The sequence below is a fragment of the Citrobacter sp. MGH106 genome (assembly GCF_001037495.1).
Classification (GTDB): Bacteria; Pseudomonadota; Gammaproteobacteria; order Enterobacterales; family Enterobacteriaceae; genus Citrobacter; species Citrobacter murliniae.
On record NZ_KQ089822.1, the window covers coordinates 701784 to 726976 of the forward strand.

Here is a 25193-nt window from a genome sequence, read left to right on the forward strand (position 1 = left end):
GGCGATGCTGTTTTTTCATATTTTATTTACTCGACTTCCCCACCATGACATAAGCTCTTTACGTTGTTCTAAATATGTAGAGCGGTTATAAGCTTTTCTTACTTCATTTTTATCAGAATGGGCTAAAGCAGCCTCTATCACATCAGCATTAAATCCAGCTTCATTCATGGCCGTACTGGCAATAGAGCGTAATCCATGGGCTACGAGTTTTCCTCCATAGCCAATACGTTTCAGCGCTGCATTTGCTGTCTGACTATTCATGGCGTGCTTTGGATCATTCCTGCTCGGGAAAATATGCTCACGATGAGCACTGATAGGTTTCATCGCATCCAGAATTTCTAATGCTTGTGGTGATAAAGGAACAATGTGTTCACGCTTAGCCTTCATTCGTTCGGCGGGAATCGTCCAGAGTTTGGCATCGAGATCGATCTCTACCCAGCGAGCACCAGAAGCCTCAGAAGGACGCACTAGGGTCAGAAGCTGCCACTTAATAAGACAGCGGGTCGAAACAGATAGATTTGACATGACCAGAGAACGCATCAGCTTGGGTAATTCTTCTGGTCGTAGCGTGGGCATGTTTTGCTTTTTGGGTTTCTCAAATGCCATTCCAACACCTGACGCCGGATTTGCATCAATCAGACCGGTATTAACCGCGTAAATCATTATCTCGTTAATACGCTGGACTAGGCGACGAACCGTCTCTAATGCGCCACGTGCTTTTATTGGCTCCAATGCTTCAACAATCGTTCTGGCCTTAATCTCCTGAACTGGTATCGCACCGATTGCCGGGAACACGTCTTTATCCAAAGAACGCCAAATATCCTTTGCATAATCCTCTGTGACACTTCTGCTTTTAATCTGGAACCAGTTAGCAGCTACTGTTGAGAAAATGCTGTCTAACTCAATCTGGCGTTGTTCTGACGCCTGCTCCTGTTGCTGTTGTGGATCCATGCCTTGCGCAAGCGTGATTAAGTGCTGGTCGCGTATCTGACGTGCTGCTGCGAGTGTAAGGGCAGGGTATGAGCCGAGACTCAAATTTGTGCGGCTGCTGCTTCCCGGTCGTTGATAACGGAAGCGCCAGAGTTTTTTACCAGTGGTTTTGACGAGCAAGAACAAGCCATCACCATCATGAAGGGTGAAGTCTTTTTCACGGGGTTTGGCTTTAAGGATTTCATTGTTAGTGAGGGGGCGTGTGATACGCGCCATATCTGGATCCCTTCCATAATTGGTACACGTTTAATGGACCACAGTATAGCGTGTACCTAAACGTGTACCAATTTTCTCTGGATTTAGCCGGATGCTCTCGGACAACGACAGACACAAAAAAGCCCGCAGGGCTTGTGCCGTGCGGGCTTTCTGTACTTCACCGGACGTATCCGGATCATGATTTGGTGGAGCTGGCGGGAGTTGAACCAGCGTCCGAAATTTATTATCATATTGATTCTAAATGATTTATCAGAAAGTTACTTTACTGCGGCTCTTTTGCGGCGCTTTCTCTGTCCGGGGGCAGTCGTCTAGCTCATAGCATTTTTAATGGCAGGTGCTTTTACCTTAGTTGGATCATCGGTTTTAAAGACCTTCAATCGTTTACTGAAGAACATCACTTCTGAGCCCTTATATCGATCTTGAGCACTGTAGTTTATTCCATACACTAATGATGATGCCTTATACATACCTTGGATCTCAGGAGTATTATCGTAAGAAACGATCCATGGTGTTTTAATATCATTCTGAACTACTTTTGCAACATTAACATGGTCACTATGTTCATAATGATTGATATATAATCCCTTACCTTTTATGTAATATGGTGGGTCTAAATATGTTAATGATTTCTTAGGCAATTGAACAACTATCTTTTTTATGAAATCAATTGCATCCATGTTATACAAATCTATTCTTTCACGGTTTTTTGATATTTTCTGAATCCGAGAAATTAAATCACTCTTGTTATAGCGAGCATCAAGTTTCCATTGCCCTTCTTGACTTTTACCACCAATCACACCACCTTTTAATATTCCAGAACGATTTGTTCTATTCAGAAAAAAAGTAGAAAAACCAATTGTTAGCATATCATGGTCTTTTGGTTTATTAATTATTTCTTTCTGTTTGAACCACTCATCCATTGTGACTTCAGTTTCTTCAATTAAAGCACATAGGTGATCTGCATTATTTAATACACTGTGCCAGAAAGCATAAACAGAGATATTAATATCATTAAGAATGATTTTTTCAGCTACATTTAAATGTAAAAGCTTCAGTGCTAAACCAGCCCCTCCAGCATATGGCTCTGCATAATGTATAGGCGAAAGCTTATTTTCTTCAATAATCCGAAGCATGAAATTTGAAAGCTTGCCTTTGCCGCCAGGATAGCGAAGTGGGGTGTTAAAACGCATATGATACCTCTAAATGTCAGGTCTAAAGTATATCAAAAAAAGGGCTTTATGGCCATCACATAAAGCCCTTTTCAATCAATTAGTTGCCAGACAGATACGAAGTGATAGTAGCAGAGTCAACGCCATGACCATTTGTCATAATAATTTTAAGATTTTTGATTAGTTCATGCTTGAAGTTATCGGATTCCACAGGGTGTTTCTCCACCCAATATCTATAGGGGTTATCTTTAACAGGCCCTTTTACTTGTGCTAGGAACTCAGGTGTATGGGCAAAATCTTTAAATAGTTTTCTAACAACTCCTCCATAGTTTTTGTTTGATTTTTTATAATTCTCTATAGAATTTTGTAGAACAATAGGGTGGTTACCTATTTTTAGCGTTGTAATTATATCTTTTGTTATTTTCATAAATACTGCTTTTGTAAATCTATTCTTATTATTCCAATATGTATCATCTGGAGGTAAGTTATATAAGAATTCAAAAATCATTTGATCTGGAGGAAGAATGCTAGGAAGCAAGCATAAGCTTCTCTCTTTTTTTGCTTTTTTTGCATTATCACTGTTATCGAGAGCAACATCACCGTCTAAGATTACTAGGCTTTTAATAGTAAACTCAGGGATTTTTCTAGCCATTAAATCTAGGATGGCAGTACAGCTAATATTTATATTCCCCAATGGATTCAATATTCTGTTTATTCTTCTGTCAATAATCAATTGTTTAAAGAAATCAAAACCTTCTTTATCCTCAAAATATACGTTGGCTTTTGGAAGGCTAATTTCATCATTTATTTTTACAGTTTCAACATGCAAATCAGCATTGATATCAGCCCAGGATAGGTTATCTTTTGTTTTAATATCACCATAGGTATCTGTTAGATAGATTGTTTTAAATCCGTTGGCATCTTGCTTAGAACGATTAAAAATATCTTCAATTATTAATGGTGAGTGTGAAGTCATTATTATTTGCAAGTCATACTTTTTAGCTGCTTTAGCAAGAATGTTAATTAATTCTAACTGAGCAGCAGGGAAAAGACCTGCATCCGCTTCATCAATTAATAAAATACCCCCATGATAATCGCCATAAAGCTCTTTTAGCCTTTTAAATGAAAATATTGCTTGAATTAATTGCCCTACATTATCCTCACCAACAGAAACTGATTGGTGGTCATAATTATCGCCATGTACGACCATTGAATCGATCGTCCCTTTCGTGGCTGTTACTGAGCACCCATTATTCTTAAGTAAGAGTTGATTGCTCATTATTCTTATATCATCTGAGTTTTCATTGATGTACTGAACATCCCTTGTAGAGTAATCAGTCCGTAGAGTAATAGGGAGAAGTCTGGCTAAACTTAGAAAAATAACTGGATGGGTGACGTTTCTACTTTGGTTTTTGCCTGGTATGGAATCATTACCCCTGACTATTGGCCTTGATTTATCCCTGTCACTGGAGCTGTATAGGCCCAATGTTAGCTTTTCAAGATGTTTGTTAGATGCGCCATCATAAACACTGATCCTGACTTCCATTGAACCGGCAGTATCAAATTGTTCTGAAAGTCTAAAGTGTTCGCTGAAAGCTGACTTGAAGCTGCCATTAGTTAATGTCTTATATTGTGTTAAATCAACTTCGGGGTTCTTAGACAGATCTTTTGTAAAACTAAAAATTTGGGCGATAATACCAAGAATTGTTGATTTCGAAGTGCCGTTTTTACCACAAATAACAGTTAGGCGAGAACCAAATTCTATATTTATATTTTTCAGTCCGCGAAATTTCACAACGTTTATTTTTTTTAGTTTGGTTATTGGATTTGCCATGTTTGTACCTTGTTCCATGAAATGGCCACAAATTGCGGCCAATAATTCAGACATGGATTATATTTTTATCTTCTTCAGGCTTGTTTGTCCATCATATTCCTTCAGATATGAGCCGTAGTGACGGAAAAGCATCTCTGGTCCTTTATGTCCCATTTGAGTCGCAAGCCAGAACAAGTTTGTTCCCCGACTGATATGGCTTGTGGCGAATGTATGCCTAGTCTGATATGGGTTTCTGTATCGAATACCTGCCTTTCGCAATGTCGGAACCCATGCTTTTTTTCTAATTGCGTCAGCACTAGCCCATGGTTTGTTACTTTTTGGGTCTTCGAATATCGTTTCATCCTTCATAAAAGTGAACAGTTTCTGGCTGGCTAAAGCTACCAATGCCTCTTCAGTCAGTTCTACTTTCCGTGTACCGGCTTTTGTTTTTGTTCCTTTGATAACGCCGACAACACAGGCATTCTGAACATGAGCGGTCTTTCCAACGAAGTCGATATCACGCCAGCGAAGAGCACATAGTTCAGAACTACGTAGGCCTGTTTGTATAGCGAACCGGAAAAGATTTTCCCATTGCTTGTTTCCGGCCGCAGCGAGTAAAGCATTAACTTCAGCGGGCGATAGAGGATCGACCACGTAGCTGCTTTCTGCTTCCGATTTATCACTTTGGTAGCGTGAGGCTGTGACCAGTGATACAGGGTTAATCTGAAGCACACCATCCGTTACTGCCTCATCCAAAGCAGAACGCAGGAATGACAGCTGGTTTCGGATTGTTTTCAATGTCGTTTTTTGGTTCTGGATCCATGTCTTCAGTGCGGCCGGCGTCAACTCACTTGCAGGAAAAATATGAAGTGATGACAGCGCGCTTCGGCATTTCTTATATCCGCCAATTGTTGAAGGAGATAGTTTCCTCGTTTCACAAATCACCAGATACTCGTCCAGGTACATCTTCACCGTTTTGCCTGCGGCAGCGTTGCCAAAAATTTTTAACCGGGTAGAACGGGGAAAGTATTCCGCATAAACAAACGTCCCTCTTTCGATCTTGTTATGGATTTCGCCGAGCGTGCGCACGGCGTATTTGATGTTTTTTTGGGTTACGTCCAGATTAGAAAGGGGCTCACGGCATTTCACCCCTTTATAAGTGAAGGTAATATTGATGGTTTCGCCGTTGCGATGTTTCCTGATGGTTACGCCGCGCGGGAGTTTAGGCGATTCTGTCGTGCCCATTTTGCAACCTCACTAAGATCAATCCATCTTTCCTTAACGCCGTCGACCTTTAGCACCTGAACCCCTTCACGCCATACTCCACGTTGCACTCGTTTGTTGATGGCATCCGGGGTTTCGCCTGTCTCTTTGCAATAAGTTGAGATGGGAACACAATCGAGGCTCAGCATATATTTCTCCATTACCCCGGCTGCACCCGGGGAAAATTTTAGCTGTTGCTGGTGGTTGGGATTAGTTTCTGCCAAATCGCTGAAACATATTTCGCCTGGTGGCGGGCATCAGCCAGTGCGTTATGTGCTATCCCATCGAATGGCATATCTCGCTTTGGATCGAAACCCACAACTCTGCCTAATGTGACGATGGTTCTGACGTCGTGATCGTTCCAAAATTGCCACGGACAAACCTGGCCGACGCGCTCATATGCGCCGCGCAATATAACGTTGTCGAAAGTAGCTCCATTGCCCCAAACTTTTAAATATTTTGGGTTATCAGAATGCCGATTAATGAAATGGCTCAGTTCAGATAGGGCAGATGATATCGGCATCGCATCATCAACACAGATTGCTGATCGTGCTTCTGAGCTTTGTCTTAACCACCACAAAATAGTGTCACCATCCGGCACCGCTCCCTGCTCCATAGCGCTTTCAAGGTTAACGGCGGTGTAAAACTCCTGATCAAGATCACCGCTTTGCGGATCAAAGAACACGGCACCAATGGAGACAATAGGGGCATTCGGTTTTTTGCCCATAGACTCAAGGTCGATCATTAAGTTGTTCACGTTAAATATTCTCCTGTTTTGGTGCTGCTTTAATCATTGCTGCCCAGCACAACTCATCCCGGCGCGCCGCCTGTCGGCATCCACTCAATGCTTCGTATTCCTCCCACTCTTTTTCATCGCTGAAGTGCGGATCTGGAACCGATTCGAAGCCGTTAATAATCATGTCCTCGGTCGGAACGATAGGCACCAGTACGTAACCATCCGGAGTTACCGGAGAGTTTCCAGCCTGGAGAATAGATTTCAGCGCTGCCCTTGGCATTGCCGACCAGGCAAGAAATACGTCTGGCCTGTCGACATCTTCTGTCGGGAGAGTGTTTTCGATTTCGTCCAGCGCATCACTTAGCTTCTGAAATGCGTCGTCTGGAACAACGTGGCACTCTTCGCCATCAACATCTTGCTGACAGCTATCATCTGCGAGTTCGAATGCGGCCCCGCAAACATTGAGCAGCATTTCAATAACGCGACGGTGTTCTGCTGTTACGCAATTCCCCGGCACTACCAGCGCTGGCTGCGGACTACCAACGAGTCGCGTTATTTCCGCTTCCAGACGCGAGCCTAAAACCGTTTCAGTGCAATGCTCAGCCCATTCATTGGTTTCTAATAACCCAATGATGTTGCGTACATCGTCATCTACGCCGGTTTGTGCTGGCTGCGCGTGGCGATAGAGGGGTGTCGAATGAAGGCCTAATATCCCCTCGGCATTGGCGACATAGCCGCCGTCTGTGGTTAATTGGTCACCAGTGCGAGCGTGAACTATCCACGCCACAGGCTCAGCACCAAACGCTGCAATCGCCCCATCAATCACCTTCACAGCATCAGCCATTGCGTAACCAAGATTGCCGCCGTCGCTTTGTGCTGCTGCTTTGCTGAGTATTTCGCTTATCTGGTGCAGGCGATCGAGTGATACAGGACTGTGCGCCGGGTGGTTAGTTTTCATGGGTTAGTCCGTCCAGTAAGTAAGTTCTTCCGCCAGGCGGTCATCTGCTTCGGCTTGGTTAGGGATATCAGCATCGGTTTCTATGCTGGCTCCGGCAAAATCACGAGCACAAGCTTTGCGGTGTTTACGATTGCCCATGCCCCATTCTGGATTTTTAAGCTCTTTGTTCCATGCCCGCAGCATGAGTTTCATTGGTGACTTTGCCATCTCATTCCCCCTTCACGCCAATGCCAGCGGCTGGCATATCGCATATGTTTGTTGGATGTGGATTTTCGCGAATAATCCTCGCCATTCTTGCTGCTGGAGTTTCTGTTTCTTCGTTGAACTCTCGAATTACAGAAGCCAGCTTGTCGGCGTCAGCAGGTGAAATATCGCCGTCAATGAACATAACTGGTTTATCCTCCCGCGCCTCCAGTTCTGCAATCCGATTCCGGTAGTCAGCAACCATCCGTCGCACTTGCTCCAGTGGGGTAGCGCTGCCACCATCTGGCGGGTCCATGTACTGAGTTCCGGGCAGGAGTTCGCGGAGGGAATTATCCAGCGCCTCAAGTAACGCCTGTTTATCACGTAGCGCTTCCTCCAGTTCAGCAACATGACATTCGCTATCAATGAGGTTGTTCTCTGAGGATTTCAGCTCATCCAGCAGCGCCAGCACGGTCTCGGAGTGAATATCCATATTGAATACGCCATGCTCTTGGGCTTTCTCTGCTGTTTGGCGCTGCGCCTGTTTGTTGAGTGCTGTCATTGGGCTGCTCCCTGTCTGGCGCTATTCAATAGCTGGTTAAACATCATGGTTAGGCTGTTACTGCACCCAAACGGCATATCGTTAACACGGTATGTTGGAATGCCCTTGCGAACACCAGACTTCACGATCCGGCCGGTGCCATAGAGTTGCGATAATGCGCCAGCGATCGAAGCTGTCTTTTTGTTTAAACCCTTAGCTATTTCAGCGCTGGTGGCGTTGGGGTGAGCCTGGAGATATTCAAATACGGTCATGGCGTTTTACCTTTACGTTCCTGTTCCAGTTGCACCAGAGACTCTTTTAATGCTGCGAACGTAGCGTCCAATCTGGTGGCGACTTCGCGCATAAGCGGTGCATGCTTTGGTGGCAGTTCAGCAACGGAGGCAAAAGCCTCCGCAACGAGTTCTTTTACCTTCATGCGGCGCATTGGCGCAGCTCCACCAGTTCGTTAAAGCGGTTCATGAACAGGCCATAGGCTTGACCAGGACGGAGAGGGATAACCTGAACGAGATCAGAGCAGGGAATACCTTCGAGAATTTCCCACTTTGAACCGTCATCGATTTCCAGATCACGGCGCTCGGTAGCTAACATGGTTAGATCGGCATATTTCACGACAGCAGCATGCTCAAGCGAGATACCGAATTTAAAGCGGATAAGACCATCAATATAAGTTTCCATGCGCTGGTAGTCAGGCAGCAAGGCTTTGAGCGGGGCTGGAATATCCTGGCAATATGCCTTCGCAGCGTCGTGCATCAGCGCTTCAAAGGCGAACTCTGGCGGCACAATCTGGCTTACAAGCACAGAGTGCTGGGCCACACTGTAGAACTCTGGGAGATGCCCAGCGAATCGACAGATGTTGGAAAGAGCAGTCGCGATATCCTCAACATCGATATCGTCGATTGTGGCGGTCAGGTAGTTAAATTTTTTGCCGGATAATGTCTGAATGTAGCTCATGGTTTTCTCCATATTGGCGCGCTGCACCGCGCAGATTTTGGTTGCACGAATCCCTCGCCGGTTGGCGATAATTAATGGAATTACGCTTCAATAAATCCCCGCGGCGCCGGGGATTTAATGCAGAGCAATTAGGCTTTAAAGTTACCGATGAAAGTTTCCACTGATTCACCTTCGAACTTGCTGATCAGCAAATCGCGGAATTCGTTGGCGATCGCTTCTTCCTGGGCTTCAAGTTGGACGATGCGCAGAACAAAGCAGGGGTCATCGCTGGTCAGCAGGCTGTTACGCAAGCTAAAGCGGCGTTCGCCCAGACTTTCATATGGCACACATTTGAACTCGAACGCCACAGGCATTACGTCTTTGCTGCTTGCTTCAACGCTTTGCATCAGGGATTTTTTACCAGCGAAATCACTAGTTTCATGGTCCTGCTGGGTTGCTTGTTGAATGGTGATACGACGCACTGCCTGAGCCGCCTGGGAAATCTGCATCGTATTACCATCGGCATCAAACGCCAGCAGGTAATCACTCCAGTCTTCCAGCCATTCAGCAATTTGCTTTTGCTTCAGACGTTGACCATCGATCTGCAGTAACGCGCGGAACGGGGCGGTTTTCTTCAGGGTGATTGAAGCAACGTTATCGGCGTGACCGGGATTATCCAGGGTGCCGATGTTGAACACTGAACGAGCGGTCATGTTGTCAGCATCAATGAAGCAACGGGCTGGATCGCTGGCGCTGGCGTAACCTTTAGAATAACGTGCGAAATCGTCAATACTGGTTGTTGTCATTGCACCACGGAAGCGGAAACGCTCCAGAGAAAAGCGCTCAAGGCTTTCAACGCTAGTACCATCTGGCAGCAATGCGGTCGGGCAAGCCAGGCCATGAATATCATTCAGGTGGTAGCCAGAAAGGACCAGGTCTTTTACCTGCTGAAAAGTACCGCTGTCTAACTGAGACATAGAAATTCCTTATTAACTGATGATCGAAGTGGTATCAGTGAGTTTGTTGTCGCGGATCACTGAGCCGCTTTAAGCTTTCCATCCACCGCGCCAGTAATCCCGAACAACTGACCCTGATCTTCCTGCAGGATGGTGAGCTTCCCGCCTTTGTTGACCCACATCGGGGTTTCGGTTGTGTCCTCCTCGGAGGCTTTACCACGCGGTGTTGGGGTGCTGTAGTTCAGCTTGTGCTTGATCTTGACGCGCTTCTCTTCAACGGAATTACCCATGCGCTCAAAATCAAAGGTGAGGACTACTTTGCCTTTGTTGCCATTGTTCAGAACGCCAAGCGCGGTGGTATTAAGTGCTGCCGCGATTTTGTTCATGAACACGCCGGCATCCAGTTCGCCAAGAAAATCTGGCACTACGGTCATGCGGTCATTACTCATGGTTTTACCCTCGTTAAGGCGGCTGCCACCGCCGAACTTTCTCCATACACAACAGAGAAGGGCACCTGCATTTGTCGGCGACTGCAATCGCCATCCTCTTGCCCGGGTGGATTGGGTTATGAGCCCGTCGCCCGGTGATGCCCTTTTATGTTGTGCCCTGAAAAAGGCTGGCGGTTACCGGACAAACGGGAAAACACCGGGCCGCCAGAACAGGGAGTTACTTGTTATTGCTTTGGCCTGCTTTTAACCACATCAGGCGCGGTGGTAGGTATCTTTGGGCGGGGCGCTGGCGACCAACCAGCTACAACCCCTATGGTATTTACACTCCACGCCGTGGGTTAACGGCTCCGTATCGTGGCTGAGTTTCTGTTGCTGGTGGTCAAGCCAGCTTCGCAACCCCTCCCGAAGACACCTGTCAGCGAATCATCCGGTTATTCATATGCCACCGGCGGCTACTTCGTGGGCGTCCTGCCTGTTCGCTGTTGTGTAACACCTTTAAGTTGTAATTTAGTTGTGGTGATGCACAATGTCAACAACTTTATGTGGTTTGATTGAAGATGAGATGAATGCAAGGATGTATAAAAAAAGAGGAGGCTGTATGGAAGACAAGCTTTACGTATTTAATTACACACACAATAGAGATAAGTTGTTTGCGAACCTAATCAGTATCATTGATGGTATTGTTGCTGATGGGGTGGTAAGAGATGAGGAAGTTCTTTACCTTGACACATGGCTACTTGAAGCAAATCAAATTATAAGAAATGGTGTTATTAAGAGTCTATCGGCGAGGGTCTCAGATATCTTAGCTGATGGTGTCATTACAGAGGAAGAAAGAAAAGAACTCAAAAACAGTCTGACAAAAATCCAAAGAGAAATTTTAGATATTCCTGGAATTGATTTTTACTCTGCTGAAATGGATCTACATCTTCTTAATGGATTGTGTAAAGGGCTGATCTCGGATAGGACCTTGACGGAAGATGAAATTAGATATCTCGATTGGTGGTTAACCCAAAATGGGGCTCTTAAGAGTAACTACCCAGGGAAGGATTTGTACATTCTAATAAAAGATATCCTTAACGATGGGGTAATAACTCCAGAGGAAAGCGAAACTCTACATAAAGCACTTGTTGACTTTACTGGATGCGATCTAGACAGCGGGGTTGTTGATGGATTGGCGACGAGGCTACCGATTGATAATGATGCACTCGTTGATCTTGCGGACAAAACCTACTGTTTAACGGGTACCTTTATGGCAGGTAAACGAGCGGTGGTAGAGGAACGGATCAAAAGTGCAGGGGGAAAAATAAGTAATGGAATTACCCAAAAACTGGACTTCCTTGTTGTCGGAACCCTATCATCCAGAGACTGGAAATTTTCCAGCCATGGGAGAAAGATAGAGAAAGCTGTTAGCTATCGCGACGATAATGGTGCAAAGCTAAAAATTATCTCAGAGGAAATGCTATTTAGCGTATTACCATGAACGTGATGACCAGAACACTCTGCCGATAACATGAATTCTTGCGCGGCGTTCATTGAAGGTGAGTATTTCATCTGGATACTCATCTTTGTTGAAGCTTCTTATAATTAAACCACCATCAGGTTGGTTTATTAGCACTTTGACCCTTAGCAGGACCCCATCTCTAACAGCGTATAAATCGCCATCTCGAATAGGATTTGTTTGTGCGATATCAACAGCAACATGATCGCCGTTATTGAGAACTGGCAATAAGCTGTTCCCCCAAATTTTTACGATCCTAGCATTTGTAGCGCTGACTCCAGCTTTCCTTAAATCCATTCTTCGGATAGGAAACCAGTCAATTACAGACTCCACAATTTCGGCTTCACACCCATTTCCGGCTGATAACTCAACATCTAGTACTGGTATGTCAGCGAAAATGGCAGGGTCTAAACTGGCACTTTCAGCCTCTCCAACCACAAAATCAGAAAGTGAAGCATTTTCCTCAATGCCTAGTTGCAACCACTTTTGGCTAACGCCTAATACATTTGCGATTTCTTTTATCTTTCGCGGTTGCAATGTATCTCCGTTTTCTATTTTTGCTACGGATTGTTGAGAAACACCTATGGATTCAGCGAGTTGAGCTTGGCTTAACCCTGTTTTTTCTCTCGCAATTTTCAGTCTTTCCGCCAGTGTGTTCACAACTTCCCCCCTTATTTATGGTGAGATTACAACTTTATGTTTTAGCTTTCCAACACCTAAAAGTTGTGATAAAAGTTGTTAAGGTTGTATAATCTCTATCGGCAACAACTTTTATGTATTGATACAGGAGAAAACTATGACTCCCGAGCAGTTAGCCCTTTCAGAGGCAATCGCTCTGGCTGGTGGCCAATCAGAGTTAGCGCGCAAGCTTACCGCTAGTTCTGGGCGATTAGTGAAACAACAGCAGGTCTGGAACTGGCTGAACAGAGAGAAAAAACCACCAGCAAAACTATCAGCGCTAATTGAAAAGGTCACCGGAGTTTCAAGAGAGAAATTACGTCCTGATATTTTTCAAAAGATTAAAGATTCAGCAGCGTAATTGTAACCACAGAACTAAGGGGTAAGCCGTGGGTAACGAGCCTATTTGGAAAGTCGAACGTCAGCCAGCATGGCTGGTGGCGGCGATAAAAAAAACGATCACCGATCTACCTGGTGGTTATGCCGAAGCAGCGGAATGGTTAGGAGTAACAGAGAACGCGCTGTTTAACCGCCTCCGTGTTGGCGGGGATCAGATCTTCCCTATGGGTTGGGCGATGGTATTACAGAAAGCCGCCGGTGTTAGCTACATAGCTGATGCGTTTTCTCGCCAAACAGATAACGGGATCCATATCCCGGGCGCGGCACCAGAAACAGAGAACGAAGAGATTGGTTTAAAGCTGGCTGAGCTGGTGGGCAGGCTTGGTGACTTGGTTAACGCATATCGTCGATACATCGATGATGGTGTGGTTGATAAAGGGGAGTGGGACAGTCTGAACGAAATCGCCTACCAGTTCCGGGTAACGCTTATGACGTTTCTGAACCTGATTTCACGAGTCTATTGCCTTCCAGAAAAGAGTGACGCCCGCGAGTGTGCAGCTCCGGGCGCCTTGGCGAACAACTCTTCGAGTATGGAGAAATAATCCGCATGAACAGTTTAACGGCTTTTAACCGTCTACCGCAACTCAGGATGATCCCGGTTTCGGGTACTCCGTTGTTTCGGTATGAACGCAGATTATCAAACCGCTGGGTTCCGTGTAACCACAGTAGGGCGGTTTCAATTGTGGGGGTCTACAACCGGAGGGCAAAACGCCTGTGCGCGAACTTAACCGAAGGTTCAAAGATCACCGCGGAGTGCCAGTTCGTGTTATCCGCTGGGAGCCAGAAACACAGCGCGTTATCTACCTGCGAGATGGCTATCCACACGAATGCTTCAGCCCACTTGAGCATTTCAGGCAAAAGTTCAGGGAGATAACGGACGATCATGAGCCAGATATTTGAAATCGTTCAATCGCTGTCGGGGCAAAGGAATTGCATCACCATTCCGGTCCCGTACCTCGATTATTTCTCCGGCGATCAGCAGGCGCATGCTTTGGGTGCTGTGCTAAACCAGCTTGTGTTCTGGTCCGGTAAATCAGACCTGAATGATGGCTGGTTTTACAAAGAACACAGTGAGCTGGCGGCAGAGATTCGCGGCGTGAGTGAAGATCAGGTGCAGCGTCTGGTAAACAAAATTTGTACCCGATGGTTACCAGGGGTTGTCGAGAAGGCCCAGCGACAGGTAAACGGCACTAAAAAGACGCATTACCGTATCAATGGCGAAGCTCTAATCAACGTTTTATTCCCGGTAACGCTGGATTCCGCAGAATCGCGGAACGGGAAACGTGAAGTCGCGGAACCCATTCCGCAGAATCACGGAACCGAAAACGTAGAACCGCGGAACCCTAACCGCGAAGTCGCGGAACCTATTCTCTATACAGATCATTACTCAGATCACCACAAACAGATCAGTAACCCTTCTTGTCCGGAAGCTTCGCAACCGGACGCTGAAAGTTCATCTCCTGTTGAACAGTTTCTTGCTAAACATCCTGAAGCAGTGACCTGGAATGTACCGAAGCGGCAGTGGGGCAGTCAGGATGATTTGACTTGTGCGGAATACCTATGGGGAAAAATCATCGCGATGTACGAGCAGGCCGCTGAAAGTGACGGTGAAGTAGTCCGACCTAAAGAGCCTAACTGGGCATCCTGGGCTAACGAAGTACGTCTGATGGTGGCGCAGGACGGCAGAACGCATAAGCAAATTCGCGCACTCTTCAAACGAGCTAATCAGGATTCCTTCTGGTGCAAAAACATTCTCAGCCCTTCAAAACTTCGCGAAAAGTGGGACGAATTAAGTCTGAAGCTTTCCGTGTCCATGAAACAGCCTTCAGGTGATTCACCAGTAGCACGGGCCAGTTATCAGACAGTTGATTACTCACTGCCAGAAAATTCGGGGTTCCGCTCATGATGCCAAATAAATATTGCCAGGCGCTGGCAGCACTGCGTTGCAAACCTGCCCACGAACTGAAAGAGGTTGGCGATCAGTGGCGGACACCGGATCTGCTTTTTTGGGGGATCAACGCACTATTTGGTCCATTAGTTCTGGACTTGTTTGCTGACGACGACAACGCGAAATGCCCGGTATGGTACACCGCCGAAGATAACGCGCTGGTGCAGGATTGGGCGGAAATGCTGGAGTCAATCGGCGGGGCCGCATTCGGTAATCCACCCTATAGCCGCTCTCAGTACCACGAGAAACAGGCGATCACCGGCATGACCCACATCATGGATCACACAATGGAGATGCGTGAAAAGGGTGGGCGTTACGTGTTCCTCATTAAAGCGGCGACAAGTGAAACATGGTGGCCGGAAGACGCCGATCACATCATGTTTATTCGCGGTCGTATTGGCTTCGATCTCCCTGTGTGGTTTGTTCCTGCCGACGATAAGCAGAAACCCACAGGTGCTTTCTTTGCTGGTGCAATCGCTTTGTTCGACAAGACCTGGCGCGGCGAGCGTTTCAGCTACATCAGCCGTACCGATCTGGAGGAAAAAGGGAAGGCGTTTATGTCACTGGTCGAATTTGCCGCGGGAAAGGTTCAGCCACCAGCCACCACGGTGCCAGAGCAAGAAGAACCCATTGTAGCGCCAGCAGTATTACCTGATGTGGATTCGCGTATCTGGCCGCTTGAGGTTGGTCTGGTGTTCAACCAGGTTGAGGGGGCGGATTCTCTGGACGCATCGCAGCAGAACAAGCTGAAAGCGAACATTAACCAGCTGTGGCTTGAGCGTATGCCAACCAGCGAAATCATTACTACTGCTGGTGGACTGGTCAGCAGCATGCAGGGGGCCATCAATGCGTGAAATTATCGTTGATAACTTTGCTGGTGGCGGTGGCGCATCAACGGGTATTGAACTGGCGATCGGGCGCAGCGTGGATATTGCGATCAACCACGACGAAAACGCCATTGCGATGCACAAGACGAACCACCCGGACACACTGCATTACTGCGAATCCGTATTTGACGTGGATCCGGTAGCCGCCACCGGAGGTAATCCTGTTGGGCTGGCATGGTTTAGCCCAGACTGCCGACACTTCTCGAAGGCAAAAGGCGCGAAGCCAGTGAAAAAAGAGATACGCGGTCTTGCCTGGATTGTTCTGCGTTGGGCACTGGCGAAACGACCGCGCGTGATGATGCTGGAGAACGTGGAAGAGTTTAAAACGTGGGGACCGCTGCTGGCCGATGAAATGCGTCCAGACCCTGCCCGCACTGGCGAAACATTCAATGCTTTTGTCGGCATGCTTTCCACTGGCATTCCTGCGGATCACCCGGCACTGGCTGAGGTTTGTGAGTTTCTGTCTATCGAAAGAGGTAGCGAGCAGGCGCAAAAGCTGGTGGATGGGCTCGGATATGATGTTGATTATCGCGAACTACGCGCGTGTGATTACGGCGCGCCGACGATCCGCAAACGCTTCTTCATGGTTATGCGTTGCGATGGTTGCCCAATCCAGTGGCCTGCTGTTACCCATGGGGATCCTAAGTCTCTGGAGGTGCAAAGCGGCAGGCTGATGCCATGGCGTACCGCTGCGGAATGTATCGACTGGAATGTTCCGGCCCTGTCCATTTTCGACCGCAAAAAACCGCTGGCAGAGAACACTCTGAAGCGGATCGCGCGCGGCATACAGCGCTTTGTTATCGAAAGTGCGTCGCCGTTTATCGTGAAGTGCAATCACACCAGCACCAAAACGAGTTACGACTGTTTCCGCGGTCAGAAGCTGGACGAGCCTTTGCAAACTATTACTAAAACCCACGGTTACGCGTTAGCTGTTCCACACCTGACAAAATTCCGCACTGGCGCAACCGGGCAGCCAGTTACCGAACCTGTCCCGACGGTAACCGCTGGCACATCAAAACGGCCAGGTGGGAATGGGCATGCACTCGGGATTGTTGAGGCTGCACTGACGCCATTCCTGGCGGGTAATGGTGGTAGTGAATACCAGGCTAAACCGCGCCCGCTGGATAAACCTGCTCATACCATTCTGAAGCAATCCCGCGCCTGTCTTGTTGCGCCAGTGATAGCCCGCCAGTTTGGGGCCAGCGTCGGCCACCGGGCCGACGAACCGAGCGGAACCATCACCGCTGGCGGTGGCGGTAAATCTCAACTGGTAACGCCTACGCTGATCCAGATGGGTTATGGCGAACGACCTGGACAAGAACCGCGTGTGCTGCGGCTGGATAACCCGCTGGGGACCGTTACTGCAGGTGGAAATAAATTCGCGACGGTGAGCGCGTTCCTGGCTAAACACTACGGCGGTAACTATACGGGACCGGGTGTCAGTATGGATGAACCCGCGCACTCAGTGACCACTGTCGACCATCATGCAGTTGTTGCCTCTCATCTGGTGAAACTGCGTGGAACATGCCGCGACGGGCAACGCCTTGATGTACCCATGCCAACAATCACCGCTGGTGGCCAACACGTGGGTGAGGTACGCACATTTCTCGAGACGTATTGCGGGGAAAGTGACGATGAATGGCTGGTAACGATCGATGGGGTTAAATACCAGATCGTTGATATCGGAATGCGTATGTTGCAGCCGCATGAACTCTACAAAGCGCAGGGCTTCCCGGATGGATACGTTATTGATCAGGACTACCGTGGAAATCGCTATGCAAAAGATAAGCAGGTAGCCCGCTGCGGTAATGCGGTACCACCACCGTTCGCCAGGGCGCTGGTGGAGGCAAATCTTCCGGAACTGTGTGCAGTGCAACAACAGGAGGTGGCATGAAACTTGTGCTCCCGTTCCCTCCGAGCGTGAACACTTACTGGCGCGCCCCTAACAAGGGGCCGCTGGCCGGTCGTCACCTCATTAGCGCTGATGGACGTAAATACCAAAGCGCTGCCTGCGTGGCGATCATTGAGCAATTACGACGTCTCCCGAAGCCATCGACTGAACTGGCAGCGGTAGAAATCACTCTGTACCCGCCGGATGCGCGCCGCCGGGATATCGATAATTACAACAAAGCCCTGTTTGACGCGCTGACGCATGCGGGTGTCTGGGAAGATGACAGCCAGATTAAGCGCATGCTGGTGGAATGGGGACCCGTAGTGCCGAAAGGTCGGGTAGAGATAACGATCAGCAGATATGAACCGGCGGGTGCAGCCGCCTGATATGGAGAAAAGTATGAGCCAGTTAATCGTGAATGGTGTAGTAACAATGTCCAGCCGTGATATTGCGGATCTGGTTCAGAGTAAACACAGTGACGTGAAACGCTCGGCTGAGCGTCTTGTTGCTGCGGGAATTTTAACCGCGCCATTGGCGCAGTTCGATTTTGAGCATAACGGTAATGTGTACCAGGAGTATCGTTTTAACAAACGCGACTCTCTGGTGATTGTTGCCAGACTGTCACCTGAATTTACCGCCGCGGTCGTCGATCGCTGGCAGGAACTGGAAGAAGGGCAGAGTGTCAGTGTTCCCCGCTCATTGCCGGAAGCGCTGCGCCTGGCTGCTGATTTAGCCGAGCAGAAAGAGCAACTGACCATCCAACTGGCAGCAGCGGCGCCAAAAGTGGAGTTTGTTGATCGTTATTGCTCTGCAAAAGGCTCCATGTCATTCCGGCAGGTAGCCAAATTGCTTAACGCAAAAGAAACTGAGTTTCGTCTGTTCCTTATTGAACGCAATATCCTGTATCGCCTGGGCGGCACACTTACCCCCATGGCGCAGCACATTTCCGCGGGAAGATTTGAAGTTAAGACGGGAACATCGAGCACATCCAATCACGCATTCAGCCAGACGCGCTTCACTGCCAAGGGAGTACGCTGGATTGGTGGTTTGTGGGCTGAACATATTGCAGGGGGGCAGGCGGCGTGAGGGCTTTGTTAACTCCTGAAGTCGCCCATCGCATGGGGATTGTGTTGTTTCGTCCCGGCGCGGAACTGATGCACCTCTTTATGCGCGGTCGCGTTCTGCTCGAGCCTGAACCAGAAGAAATGGCGTCATTCAGTACAGGAGCTGTTCCCGCCGCCATTCAGCCGCTGGCTGATGATCCGGTAATGCGGCAGGTCTTCGGGAATGAGCGGGTTATTCAGCGCGCCGGTGGGCTTCCTTCCCTTGAGCAGTGGCTGAGTTCTCGGTTTGAATGCCAGTGGCCACATTCATCGTGGCACGACAAGAACTTCACAACAATGCGGCACTCACCAGGAAGCATTCGCCTGTGCTGGCATTGTGATCACACTTTGTCCGGGCAGCATACCGAACAGCTTGCAGGTATAGCGGCCGGTAACCTGGTATCCTGGATTCTGGAAGTCATTCGGCGTGATTCTGGTTTTCCCGAGTCGCATATCCTGACGCTTCCGGAACTGTGCTGGTGGATGGTCAGGAACGACCTGGCTGATGTAATACCGGAAAGCGTTGCGCACAGGGGGCTACGCCTTCCGGATGAAAACATCCGCTCTGTCATGAGGGAAAGCGACATTGTGCCTTCTGCGTCTGCAACCAGCCTCGTGCAGGAGAAGGCGAAGAAGATCCTCACGCTCTCTGTTAATCCGGAGTCGCCAGAGTCTTTCATGCTCAGGCCAAAACGTCGCCGCTGGGTAAATGAGACGTACACCCGCTGGGTTAAAACACAACCCTGTGAGTGTTGCCGACGACCAGCAGATGATCCGCACCATATCGTAGGGCACGGTATGGGGGGGACAGCAACAAAAGCCCATGATCTCTTCGTGATCCCTCTGTGCAGAGAGTGCCACGACGAGTTACACGCCGATGTATCGGCATTCGAGCAGAAGCATGGTACGCAGCTTGAGCTGCTACTGCGTTTTATGGATCGGGCGCTGGCGATCGGCGTAATTGCGAAAGCTTAAACGTATGGAGACCGTATGAACCTGGATAATGTACTGAAATTTTTTGCGCCGAAAGGTATGCACATATCAGATACCTGCAGAGCGACAGCCAGTGAACAACTGACGGTTACTGATGTAATGGCTGCACTGGGGATGACTCAGGCCGATGCGGGGATCGGCCTGGCAATGTTTCTGGGCAAAGCTGGTATCAGCAGCCAGGACAGGGAGGCGTCAATAGCTTGGCTAACGGAGTACGCGAAAGAGCATGCGCCTATGGCCATTCGTAAAGCGTCAGGGAAAAAGTTTCCCCTCTGCATGCGTATTCTTGCCCGGTTTGCCTATAACGATTATTCCTCATCAGCAGCTGATAGCGTGGAATGCCCAAAATGTTGTGGTAAAGGGTTGCTCACAACTACTAAAACAGTGACGAAAAGCCATTACACAATGCGATTGCCACAATGGGCAAAAGACATGAGACAGTCACCATCTGACTTTGAGGTAAAGCGAGATGTTACTGACACTGATCAAACGTTATGTTCCCGCTGCCATGGCACCGGAAAGTTAAGTAAGCGATGCCAGTGCGGCGGCACAGGTAAGACGATTGACCGTAAAGCGACAGAACAGCAGGGCGTACCGGTTTACAAAGAATGTAAGCGCTGCGAAGGGCGGGGATACAGCAGGCCAAAATCATCGGTTGCCTATCGAGGTGTTTTTTCTGAGTTGCCGAGTCTGCCTGACCGAACGTGGCGTTATAGCTGGAAACCATTCTATGAAAGCCTAGTGACCAAATGTTTCCAGGAGGAGAGTTATTCAAGCTCTCAGCTAAATCGAGTTACTAAAAGTGAAGATGTGATAAATATCGCGTAATTTAGCGTCATAATGTTTGCAATGTTGCCGTTTTTGTGTATGTTTGACATTAACGATGGGCATTGTATGTTCAGAGTTAATAAACCCGCCACCGAGCGGGTTTTTTTCGGATTTTACTCATATGGCATTGAAAAACAGGCTATCGAATAGGTAAAATTTGGGTTTTCGCCTTGTCTGGATCGACATGATGTTCCAAGCCTTCCAAACAGCAGTATTCAAAAATGTTGCAGAACATTTGAAAGGACGCTTTCCGCATAAGTCGCTGGAACTCGTATATGCAGACGAGCTGATCCTAAAAGATATGGAATTTCTTAAAACAAATAACAAGCTGCGCTGGGATCCAGGGCTTAAGTCGCGTGTGTTCATTGATATGATGGAAGAACATCCGATTAAACTGGTTGTATACTATCGTGGTGAGCCAATCGGATTTGCATTCGGGTGTTACTACAAGCCTAAACAGGCTGTACATATCTGCTGGATGGAAAAGCGTAACGATGCTCATGAAGACCTAGATCATCAGATGCTGGGTATCGTTTTGGATTGCTTCTCTGCATACGCACAATTCCTCAATCATCAAGGCGAAACTATTGATACGATAGCTTTAGTCAGTCCAGTTGATGGCGCAATGAGGTACTATACTGAAAGTGGTTTTGAATACATTTCGGATTACGAACGAGGAGGTTGCGCTATGGTGCTTAGAAAAACCTTTTCGGTTAAGTAGTGTGAGTGGTGTTCTTAAATTGACTCGGTTTATCATAAAAGTATTGAAAACCACATTTAGTTGATGCAATCTGAGCCCACACAAGATACATCAAAATGCACTACGCTTTAATTTATACATTTTCAAGTGACCAACTTGGTTGCTTGTATGCTTCAAGAGAAGCAATCACAGCCTAGCGCTGCATAGAGGGGACTTCAATGAAACATCATGAGCAGATCGAGATCGATGCGGCTAAAGTCGTTGCCGAACTCTTTGCTGGTAACGCATCTCCTATGGAATCTTTCGGCATTTCATGGAGCCAAACTCAGATGTTAGAACGCAAGAATCCTGGAGTAGTCATCAAGCTTACGCCAGATGATGGTAAAAAGCGTGCATGCTGCTGATGATCTCTTGTCAGGTTGTCATGAAGATAACTAGTTAGTTCCAAATAAATATTTGAAACCTCGCTTCGGCGGGGTTTTTTGCATTCTAAGGCCACCAATTGGTGGCCTTTTCTATTTCAGGCTCATGGGAATCATCCTCGATACACATTGTTGATAAATCCAGCCCGTGAAGCCTGAACCTATTTCCCCTCATTCCTGAGAGGACTCACAGCAATTAAGAGGGGGCTAAATGTCCGATCCGATTTCCGGTACTGGGCTGGCTGGTGGTGTCCTGACGGGAGCCAGCGTCTATGGATTTCTGTCCGGAACCGATTACGGTGTGGTATTTGGCGCATTTGCCGGGGCTGTATTTTACATTGCAACCGCAGCAGATCTAAGTGCAGCGCGCCGACTGGCATATTTTCTGGTTTCGTATATCGCAGGGATCCTTTGTTCCGGGCTGGTGGGTTCAAAGCTGGCTCAGGCTACCGGCTACAGTGATAAACCACTGGATGCCATTGGCGCCGTAATCGTTTCTGCTTTAGCCGTGAAAATCCTGACGTTCCTGAATAATCAGGATGTTGGCTCGCTGGTGGCGCTGATAACGCGCCGGGGAGGTTCAGGTGGTACAAAATGACCCATCGGCAACTTTAAATGCATTGCTCTGCGCTGGTGTAGTGCTGACCCTGATGTTTTATCGTCGTGGCGATTCGCGACATCGACCATGGATATCTCGCTTGGCGTGGCTGCTTACGGTCATCTACAGCGCAGTTCCGCTGGCATATCTGTGCGGCATCTACCCTTATTCATCGTGGGCCACTATCGGGGCCAACATTATTTTCCTGTCTGTGCTGGTTGCCGTCAGAGGCAACGTGGCACGCCTGGTTGATCATTTGAGGCAATAATGAACCAATCACAATTTCAGCAGGCGGCTGGTATCAGCGCCGGGCTTTCTGCACGCTGGTTTCCGCACATTGATGCTGCAATGAAAGAGTTTGGAATCACAGCAGTTACCGATCAGGCCATGTTCATTGCACAAGTTGGGCATGAATCTGCTGGTTTTACCTCGCTGGTCGAGAGCTTCAAATACTCGGTAGACGGGCTGAAGAAAACCTTTGGTAAACGCCTGACGCCGTATCAGTGTGAAATGCTGGGGCGTGTAGATGGTAAGCAGGTGGCCCACCAGCCGCAAATAGCCAATCTGGTTTATGGTGACCGCATGGGGAATAACAGCCAGGGTGACGGCTGGAAATATCGCGGTCGTGGCCTGCTTCAAATCACTGGTCGTGAGAACTACACCAAATGCGGTGCGGCGCTGAAACTTGATCTGATCAGTACGCCAGAACTTTTGACGCAAGAGCGACATGCGGCCCGTTCGGCGGCATGGTACTTCACGTTACGTGGTTGCCTTCTCTATTCGGGGGATGTGGAGCGTGTCACGCAGATTATCAACGGCGGGCAGAACGGCATTAACGACCGCCGTGAACGTTACGCCAAAGCTAAAGCCGCACTGGTGTGAGGTCACTATGGGACTTGAAATGATTATTGGCCTGGTTGTTGCCGCGCTGGCTGCAATTGCAGGTGCTTTTGGTCTGGGTAAATCACGCGGAACCAATATCGCCGAAACAAAAGCAGACCAGCAACGCACTGAAGAACGTGCAGTAGCTACTGAAGCTGTTGCTGAACGCCGGGTAGAAACAACAAAAGGAGCCAGGGATGTACAGCAGACTGTTAATCATCTTCCTGATGACGATGTTGACCGTGAGTTGCGCGAAAAATTTACCCGTAAAACCTGAAGTAACGGACACGGCCTGTGACTGGGTAAATATTATCTACCTCACTGAGCATGATATTGCTGTGCTGGATAAACAGACGAAGCGGGACATTCTGGCTCACAACAGAGCGTGGCAGGTGAACTGCGAATCAGAAGAGGCTAGCCGGACTCATTAAATTAGAGAAAACCATGCAATGAAAAAAATAAATGTTCGATCTGATAAATCATTAATGGTGTCGATTAATAATGAGGAAGTCAGCCTACTAAAAAAATTTAAGCATTGTAAGAAGTACCATTTTAAAGAGTCGGAGGGGGCTCCGACTCGAATAATCACTTCAGTGGTTCTACGGGGTCTGTCTTTGAATGTGACGCAAACTGGATAGCTGCAAGCAGTGCTGAACGCATTTTTTCATACTCTCTACTTTTAACGACCACTGACATAAGTTCAGTAACGTCCAAATTGGCTGAGCAATAACCTTCCTTCGTGGGGACTGATATTTCAACCTTCATTCCATTGACTATGGAGGCACCCAAAACGCGCAGCGGCTCTGAATCGAGCAAAGACGATACACGATCTTTATCTACGGGTTGAAAACAGAGTGAGGATCCATCGAAACGGATCAGAACCCCACTCCGGTCGGGTCTCATTTCTGGGCCAACATCCATTATTCGCCATCCGCAATACCAGGTACGGCATACATCTGGCCGTGCATTATAAATCGAGCATCCTCCTTGTGGTCTAAGGTGTTGGCATGGCACATCGGCGAGCTTCTTAAGATTAGGTTGTTCGATTCGTAACGAATGGCAACAAACAGAACATGTACCGCACTTCCTGTCTTTGATTAATAATTTTTCTAGACTCATTGCTCACATCTCCTTTGCACGGATTTAATTCCGCTACGACCAAAATAAGGCAAGCAAATAGGTTTGGATATCCTGATAAAAACACATGTATCCGGACCGGAATTTCATGCGTATCGCACGCGCATATCGAAGAGAGTCTTTCAGTAGCGAGCCTGGGTGATGCCGTTAGGTTGCATTTACCTCTCGGGCGGCATTGCCGTGCGACAGACTCACGCCTAAAAGGAAACGTATCATGAGTAACAAAATCATTACGCTGTCTGGCGCTGCTACTGACGTGCTGTATGCACTCTTTTTCCGTGGCGCGTTGCTGTCAGGTGACCTGCCGTCTAAATCTGGTGCCGCTGAATTACGCAAGCTGGGTTTTGCTGAAACCAGACATACAGCAACTGAATACCAGAAAGAAAATCACTTTACCTTTCTGACATCAGAAGGGCAGAAATTTGCCGTTGAACACCTGGTCAATACGCGTTTTGGTAAGCAGCAATATTGCGCTTCGATGGCGCTTGGTGTTGAGATTGATACCTCTGCTGCACAAAAGGCAATCGACGAGCTGGACCAGCGTATTCGTGACACCGTCTCCTTCGAACTTATTCGCAATGGAGTGCCATTCATCAAGGACGCCGCTATCGCAAATGGTGCTATCCACGCAGCGGCAATCGATACACCTCAGCCGGTGACCAATATCTACAACATCAGCCTTGGTATCCGGCGTGATGAGCCGGTGCAGAACAAGGTAACCATTAGTACCGATAAATTCGAAGTTAAATCTGGCGTTGATACCAATCTCGAAGCGGTGCTTGATAATGCGCTGAAAAATGCTGCTGAATGTGCGGCGCTGGATGTCGCAAAGCAAATGGCAGCAGACAAGAAAGCGATGGATGAACTGGCTTCCTATGTCCGCACTGCCATCATGATGGAATGTTTCCCCGGTGGTGTTATCTGGCAGCAGTGCCGTCGATAGCGTGTAATTGATAATCATTATCGTTTACGGGTCCTTTCCGGCGATCCGGGCCGTTACGGGG

At 48.0% G+C, this 25193-nt stretch carries 34 protein-coding genes; 19 read left to right on the forward strand and 15 right to left on the reverse strand.

Translation table 11 applies throughout. The annotated features are described in order from the left end of the window. Positions 1 to 15: 15 nt before the first annotated feature. The 14 genes from SK36_RS03215 to SK36_RS03270 all read right to left on the reverse strand — a co-directional run bounded on the left by SK36_RS03215 (position 16) and on the right by SK36_RS03270 (position 10225). Entirely contained in the window at positions 16 to 1206 is a 1191-nt protein-coding gene (locus tag SK36_RS03215; protein WP_048220733.1) for an integrase domain-containing protein, read from the reverse strand. A gap of 308 nt (positions 1207 to 1514) precedes the next feature. Continuing rightward, the gene (locus tag SK36_RS03220; protein WP_048220734.1) at positions 1515 to 2396 is read right to left on the reverse strand and encodes a DNA adenine methylase; all 882 of its coding nucleotides are present in this window, start codon (positions 2394 to 2396) and stop codon (positions 1515 to 1517) included. 79 nt (positions 2397 to 2475) lie between these two features. After that, positions 2476 to 4209 carry an ATP-dependent nuclease gene (locus SK36_RS03225; protein WP_048220735.1) on the reverse strand — a complete coding sequence of 578 codons (1734 nt, stop codon included), beginning with the start codon at positions 4207 to 4209 and terminating at the stop codon, positions 2476 to 2478. Between the two features lie 57 nt (positions 4210 to 4266). Then, positions 4267 to 5433, reverse strand: coding sequence for a site-specific integrase (locus SK36_RS03230; RefSeq protein ID WP_048220736.1), 1167 nt, complete (start codon positions 5431 to 5433; stop codon positions 4267 to 4269). Next, complete coding sequence (locus SK36_RS24905; protein ID WP_003826122.1) at positions 5394 to 5600, reverse strand: hypothetical protein; 207 nt, start codon at positions 5598 to 5600, stop codon at positions 5394 to 5396. Before SK36_RS24905 ends, SK36_RS03230 begins: the two co-directional genes overlap by 40 nt. 38 nt (positions 5601 to 5638) lie before the next feature. Then, complete coding sequence (locus SK36_RS03235; protein WP_048220737.1) at positions 5639 to 6208, reverse strand: 3'-5' exonuclease; 570 nt, start codon at positions 6206 to 6208, stop codon at positions 5639 to 5641. 1 nt (position 6209) lies between these two features. Continuing rightward, complete coding sequence (locus SK36_RS24910; protein ID WP_048220738.1) at positions 6210 to 7145, reverse strand: hypothetical protein; 936 nt, start codon at positions 7143 to 7145, stop codon at positions 6210 to 6212. A gap of 3 nt (positions 7146 to 7148) precedes the next feature. After that, positions 7149 to 7352: a hypothetical protein gene (locus SK36_RS03245; RefSeq protein ID WP_048220739.1), complete on the reverse strand. Its 204-nt coding sequence runs from the start codon at positions 7350 to 7352 to the stop codon at positions 7149 to 7151. A gap of 1 nt (position 7353) precedes the next feature. After that, positions 7354 to 7890: a hypothetical protein gene (locus SK36_RS03250; protein ID WP_048220740.1), complete on the reverse strand. Its 537-nt coding sequence runs from the start codon at positions 7888 to 7890 to the stop codon at positions 7354 to 7356. Next, the gene (locus tag SK36_RS03255; protein ID WP_048220741.1) at positions 7887 to 8141 is read right to left on the reverse strand and encodes a hypothetical protein; all 255 of its coding nucleotides are present in this window, start codon (positions 8139 to 8141) and stop codon (positions 7887 to 7889) included. The genes SK36_RS03250 and SK36_RS03255 overlap by 4 nt, the downstream gene beginning before the upstream one ends. Continuing rightward, a complete protein-coding gene (locus SK36_RS24820; RefSeq protein ID WP_001253786.1) occupies positions 8138 to 8314 on the reverse strand; it encodes a hypothetical protein in 177 nt (58 codons plus the stop codon). Before SK36_RS24820 ends, SK36_RS03255 begins: the two co-directional genes overlap by 4 nt. Further along, positions 8302 to 8841: a hypothetical protein gene (locus tag SK36_RS03260; protein WP_048220742.1), complete on the reverse strand. Its 540-nt coding sequence runs from the start codon at positions 8839 to 8841 to the stop codon at positions 8302 to 8304. Before SK36_RS03260 ends, SK36_RS24820 begins: the two co-directional genes overlap by 13 nt. A gap of 128 nt (positions 8842 to 8969) precedes the next feature. Further along, positions 8970 to 9797, reverse strand: coding sequence for a YfdQ family protein (locus tag SK36_RS03265; protein ID WP_048220743.1), 828 nt, complete (start codon positions 9795 to 9797; stop codon positions 8970 to 8972). Between the two features lie 56 nt (positions 9798 to 9853). Continuing rightward, positions 9854 to 10225, reverse strand: coding sequence for a hypothetical protein (locus tag SK36_RS03270; RefSeq protein WP_001515608.1), 372 nt, complete (start codon positions 10223 to 10225; stop codon positions 9854 to 9856). Between the two features lie 598 nt (positions 10226 to 10823). On the opposite strand from SK36_RS03270, the gene SK36_RS03275 reads away from it, so the two are divergent. Then, complete coding sequence (locus SK36_RS03275) at positions 10824 to 11705, forward strand: BRCT domain-containing protein (protein ID WP_048220745.1); 882 nt, start codon at positions 10824 to 10826, stop codon at positions 11703 to 11705. Here SK36_RS03275 and SK36_RS03280 read toward each other — a convergent pair. Beyond that, positions 11697 to 12383, reverse strand: coding sequence for an XRE family transcriptional regulator (locus SK36_RS03280; protein WP_048220746.1), 687 nt, complete (start codon positions 12381 to 12383; stop codon positions 11697 to 11699). The two genes, SK36_RS03275 and SK36_RS03280, sit on opposite strands and share 9 nt — an antisense overlap. Before the next feature lie 136 nt (positions 12384 to 12519). On the opposite strand from SK36_RS03280, the gene SK36_RS03285 reads away from it, so the two are divergent. From SK36_RS03285 to SK36_RS03370, 18 genes are all read left to right on the forward strand, one after another. Further along, on the forward strand, positions 12520 to 12762 hold the full coding sequence (locus SK36_RS03285) for a transcriptional regulator (RefSeq protein ID WP_044702968.1): 243 nt from the start codon (positions 12520 to 12522) through the stop codon (positions 12760 to 12762). A 28-nt stretch (positions 12763 to 12790) separates the two neighbouring features. Further along, the gene (locus SK36_RS03290) at positions 12791 to 13342 is read left to right on the forward strand and encodes a YmfL family putative regulatory protein (RefSeq protein ID WP_048220747.1); all 552 of its coding nucleotides are present in this window, start codon (positions 12791 to 12793) and stop codon (positions 13340 to 13342) included. 172 nt (positions 13343 to 13514) lie between these two features. Continuing rightward, the gene (locus tag SK36_RS23300; RefSeq protein WP_071828988.1) at positions 13515 to 13700 is read left to right on the forward strand and encodes a DUF4222 domain-containing protein; all 186 of its coding nucleotides are present in this window, start codon (positions 13515 to 13517) and stop codon (positions 13698 to 13700) included. Further along, positions 13684 to 14706, forward strand: a complete 1023-nt coding sequence (locus SK36_RS24915) for a hypothetical protein (protein WP_048220749.1) — start codon at positions 13684 to 13686, stop codon at positions 14704 to 14706. The genes SK36_RS23300 and SK36_RS24915 overlap by 17 nt, the downstream gene beginning before the upstream one ends. Next, positions 14706 to 15602 (forward strand): phage N-6-adenine-methyltransferase, encoded by an 897-nt coding sequence (locus SK36_RS03305; protein WP_048222546.1) that lies wholly within the window; start codon positions 14706 to 14708, stop codon positions 15600 to 15602. Before SK36_RS24915 ends, SK36_RS03305 begins: the two co-directional genes overlap by 1 nt. Next, positions 15595 to 17529 carry a DNA cytosine methyltransferase gene (locus tag SK36_RS03310; protein WP_048220750.1) on the forward strand — a complete coding sequence of 645 codons (1935 nt, stop codon included), beginning with the start codon at positions 15595 to 15597 and terminating at the stop codon, positions 17527 to 17529. Before SK36_RS03305 ends, SK36_RS03310 begins: the two co-directional genes overlap by 8 nt. After that, positions 17526 to 17912 carry a RusA family crossover junction endodeoxyribonuclease gene (locus tag SK36_RS03315; protein ID WP_003034741.1) on the forward strand — a complete coding sequence of 129 codons (387 nt, stop codon included), beginning with the start codon at positions 17526 to 17528 and terminating at the stop codon, positions 17910 to 17912. The genes SK36_RS03310 and SK36_RS03315 overlap by 4 nt, the downstream gene beginning before the upstream one ends. Before the next feature lie 13 nt (positions 17913 to 17925). Beyond that, positions 17926 to 18612, forward strand: coding sequence for a phage regulatory protein/antirepressor Ant (locus tag SK36_RS03320; RefSeq protein ID WP_003034743.1), 687 nt, complete (start codon positions 17926 to 17928; stop codon positions 18610 to 18612). Beyond that, complete coding sequence (locus SK36_RS03325; protein WP_048220751.1) at positions 18609 to 19604, forward strand: DUF968 domain-containing protein; 996 nt, start codon at positions 18609 to 18611, stop codon at positions 19602 to 19604. The genes SK36_RS03320 and SK36_RS03325 overlap by 4 nt, the downstream gene beginning before the upstream one ends. Before the next feature lie 15 nt (positions 19605 to 19619). Then, complete coding sequence (locus SK36_RS03330) at positions 19620 to 20450, forward strand: antitermination protein (RefSeq protein ID WP_048220752.1); 831 nt, start codon at positions 19620 to 19622, stop codon at positions 20448 to 20450. Between the two features lie 184 nt (positions 20451 to 20634). Next, the gene (locus SK36_RS03335) at positions 20635 to 21171 is read left to right on the forward strand and encodes a hypothetical protein (protein ID WP_225280721.1); all 537 of its coding nucleotides are present in this window, start codon (positions 20635 to 20637) and stop codon (positions 21169 to 21171) included. A 197-nt stretch (positions 21172 to 21368) separates the two neighbouring features. After that, positions 21369 to 21554: a hypothetical protein gene (locus tag SK36_RS03340; RefSeq protein WP_048220754.1), complete on the forward strand. Its 186-nt coding sequence runs from the start codon at positions 21369 to 21371 to the stop codon at positions 21552 to 21554. A 229-nt stretch (positions 21555 to 21783) separates the two neighbouring features. Beyond that, entirely contained in the window at positions 21784 to 22170 is a 387-nt protein-coding gene (locus SK36_RS03345; RefSeq protein ID WP_001283171.1) for a phage holin family protein, read from the forward strand. Continuing rightward, entirely contained in the window at positions 22157 to 22438 is a 282-nt protein-coding gene (locus SK36_RS03350) for a phage holin family protein (RefSeq protein ID WP_000250463.1), read from the forward strand. The genes SK36_RS03345 and SK36_RS03350 overlap by 14 nt, the downstream gene beginning before the upstream one ends. After that, positions 22438 to 23052, forward strand: coding sequence for a glycoside hydrolase family 19 protein (locus tag SK36_RS03355; protein ID WP_048220755.1), 615 nt, complete (start codon positions 22438 to 22440; stop codon positions 23050 to 23052). The genes SK36_RS03350 and SK36_RS03355 overlap by 1 nt, the downstream gene beginning before the upstream one ends. A gap of 7 nt (positions 23053 to 23059) precedes the next feature. Next, entirely contained in the window at positions 23060 to 23329 is a 270-nt protein-coding gene (locus SK36_RS03360) for a hypothetical protein (protein ID WP_048220756.1), read from the forward strand. Then, positions 23286 to 23483 carry a hypothetical protein gene (locus tag SK36_RS24920; RefSeq protein ID WP_075261751.1) on the forward strand — a complete coding sequence of 66 codons (198 nt, stop codon included), beginning with the start codon at positions 23286 to 23288 and terminating at the stop codon, positions 23481 to 23483. Before SK36_RS03360 ends, SK36_RS24920 begins: the two co-directional genes overlap by 44 nt. A gap of 920 nt (positions 23484 to 24403) precedes the next feature. After that, complete coding sequence (locus SK36_RS03370; RefSeq protein ID WP_048220758.1) at positions 24404 to 25132, forward strand: hypothetical protein; 729 nt, start codon at positions 24404 to 24406, stop codon at positions 25130 to 25132. Positions 25133 to 25193: the final 61 nt, after the last annotated feature.

Bases quoted from the DNA above. Each gene is read 5' to 3' on its own strand.
- SK36_RS03215 (WP_048220733.1), bottom strand. From the start codon at position 1,206: ATGGCGCGTATCACACGCCCCCTCACTAACAATGAAATCCTTAAAGCC.
- SK36_RS03220 (WP_048220734.1), bottom strand. From the start codon at position 2,396: ATGCGTTTTAACACCCCACTTCGCTATCCTGGCGGCAAAGGCAAGCTT.
- SK36_RS03225 (WP_048220735.1), bottom strand. From the start codon at position 4,209: ATGGCAAATCCAATAACCAAACTAAAAAAAATAAACGTTGTGAAATTT.
- SK36_RS03230 (WP_048220736.1), bottom strand. From the start codon at position 5,433: ATGGGCACGACAGAATCGCCTAAACTCCCGCGCGGCGTAACCATCAGG.
- SK36_RS24905 (WP_003826122.1), bottom strand. From the start codon at position 5,600: ATGCTGAGCCTCGATTGTGTTCCCATCTCAACTTATTGCAAAGAGACA.
- SK36_RS24910 (WP_048220738.1), bottom strand. From the start codon at position 7,145: ATGAAAACTAACCACCCGGCGCACAGTCCTGTATCACTCGATCGCCTG.
- SK36_RS03245 (WP_048220739.1), bottom strand. From the start codon at position 7,352: ATGGCAAAGTCACCAATGAAACTCATGCTGCGGGCATGGAACAAAGAG.
- SK36_RS03250 (WP_048220740.1), bottom strand. From the start codon at position 7,890: ATGACAGCACTCAACAAACAGGCGCAGCGCCAAACAGCAGAGAAAGCC.
- SK36_RS03255 (WP_048220741.1), bottom strand. From the start codon at position 8,141: ATGACCGTATTTGAATATCTCCAGGCTCACCCCAACGCCACCAGCGCT.
- SK36_RS24820 (WP_001253786.1), bottom strand. From the start codon at position 8,314: ATGCGCCGCATGAAGGTAAAAGAACTCGTTGCGGAGGCTTTTGCCTCC.
- SK36_RS03260 (WP_048220742.1), bottom strand. From the start codon at position 8,841: ATGAGCTACATTCAGACATTATCCGGCAAAAAATTTAACTACCTGACC.
- SK36_RS03265 (WP_048220743.1), bottom strand. From the start codon at position 9,797: ATGTCTCAGTTAGACAGCGGTACTTTTCAGCAGGTAAAAGACCTGGTC.
- SK36_RS03270 (WP_001515608.1), bottom strand. From the start codon at position 10,225: ATGAGTAATGACCGCATGACCGTAGTGCCAGATTTTCTTGGCGAACTG.
- SK36_RS03275 (WP_048220745.1), top strand. From the start codon at position 10,824: ATGGAAGACAAGCTTTACGTATTTAATTACACACACAATAGAGATAAG.
- SK36_RS03285 (WP_044702968.1), top strand. From the start codon at position 12,520: ATGACTCCCGAGCAGTTAGCCCTTTCAGAGGCAATCGCTCTGGCTGGT.
- SK36_RS24915 (WP_048220749.1), top strand. From the start codon at position 13,684: ATGAGCCAGATATTTGAAATCGTTCAATCGCTGTCGGGGCAAAGGAAT.
- SK36_RS03305 (WP_048222546.1), top strand. From the start codon at position 14,706: ATGCCAAATAAATATTGCCAGGCGCTGGCAGCACTGCGTTGCAAACCT.
- SK36_RS03310 (WP_048220750.1), top strand. From the start codon at position 15,595: ATGCGTGAAATTATCGTTGATAACTTTGCTGGTGGCGGTGGCGCATCA.
- SK36_RS03315 (WP_003034741.1), top strand. From the start codon at position 17,526: ATGAAACTTGTGCTCCCGTTCCCTCCGAGCGTGAACACTTACTGGCGC.
- SK36_RS03320 (WP_003034743.1), top strand. From the start codon at position 17,926: ATGAGCCAGTTAATCGTGAATGGTGTAGTAACAATGTCCAGCCGTGAT.
- SK36_RS03330 (WP_048220752.1), top strand. From the start codon at position 19,620: ATGAACCTGGATAATGTACTGAAATTTTTTGCGCCGAAAGGTATGCAC.
- SK36_RS03335 (WP_225280721.1), top strand. From the start codon at position 20,635: ATGATGTTCCAAGCCTTCCAAACAGCAGTATTCAAAAATGTTGCAGAA.
- SK36_RS03340 (WP_048220754.1), top strand. From the start codon at position 21,369: ATGAAACATCATGAGCAGATCGAGATCGATGCGGCTAAAGTCGTTGCC.
- SK36_RS03345 (WP_001283171.1), top strand. From the start codon at position 21,784: ATGTCCGATCCGATTTCCGGTACTGGGCTGGCTGGTGGTGTCCTGACG.
- SK36_RS03355 (WP_048220755.1), top strand. From the start codon at position 22,438: ATGAACCAATCACAATTTCAGCAGGCGGCTGGTATCAGCGCCGGGCTT.
- SK36_RS03360 (WP_048220756.1), top strand. From the start codon at position 23,060: ATGGGACTTGAAATGATTATTGGCCTGGTTGTTGCCGCGCTGGCTGCA.
- SK36_RS24920 (WP_075261751.1), top strand. From the start codon at position 23,286: ATGTTGACCGTGAGTTGCGCGAAAAATTTACCCGTAAAACCTGAAGTA.
- SK36_RS03370 (WP_048220758.1), top strand. From the start codon at position 24,404: ATGAGTAACAAAATCATTACGCTGTCTGGCGCTGCTACTGACGTGCTG.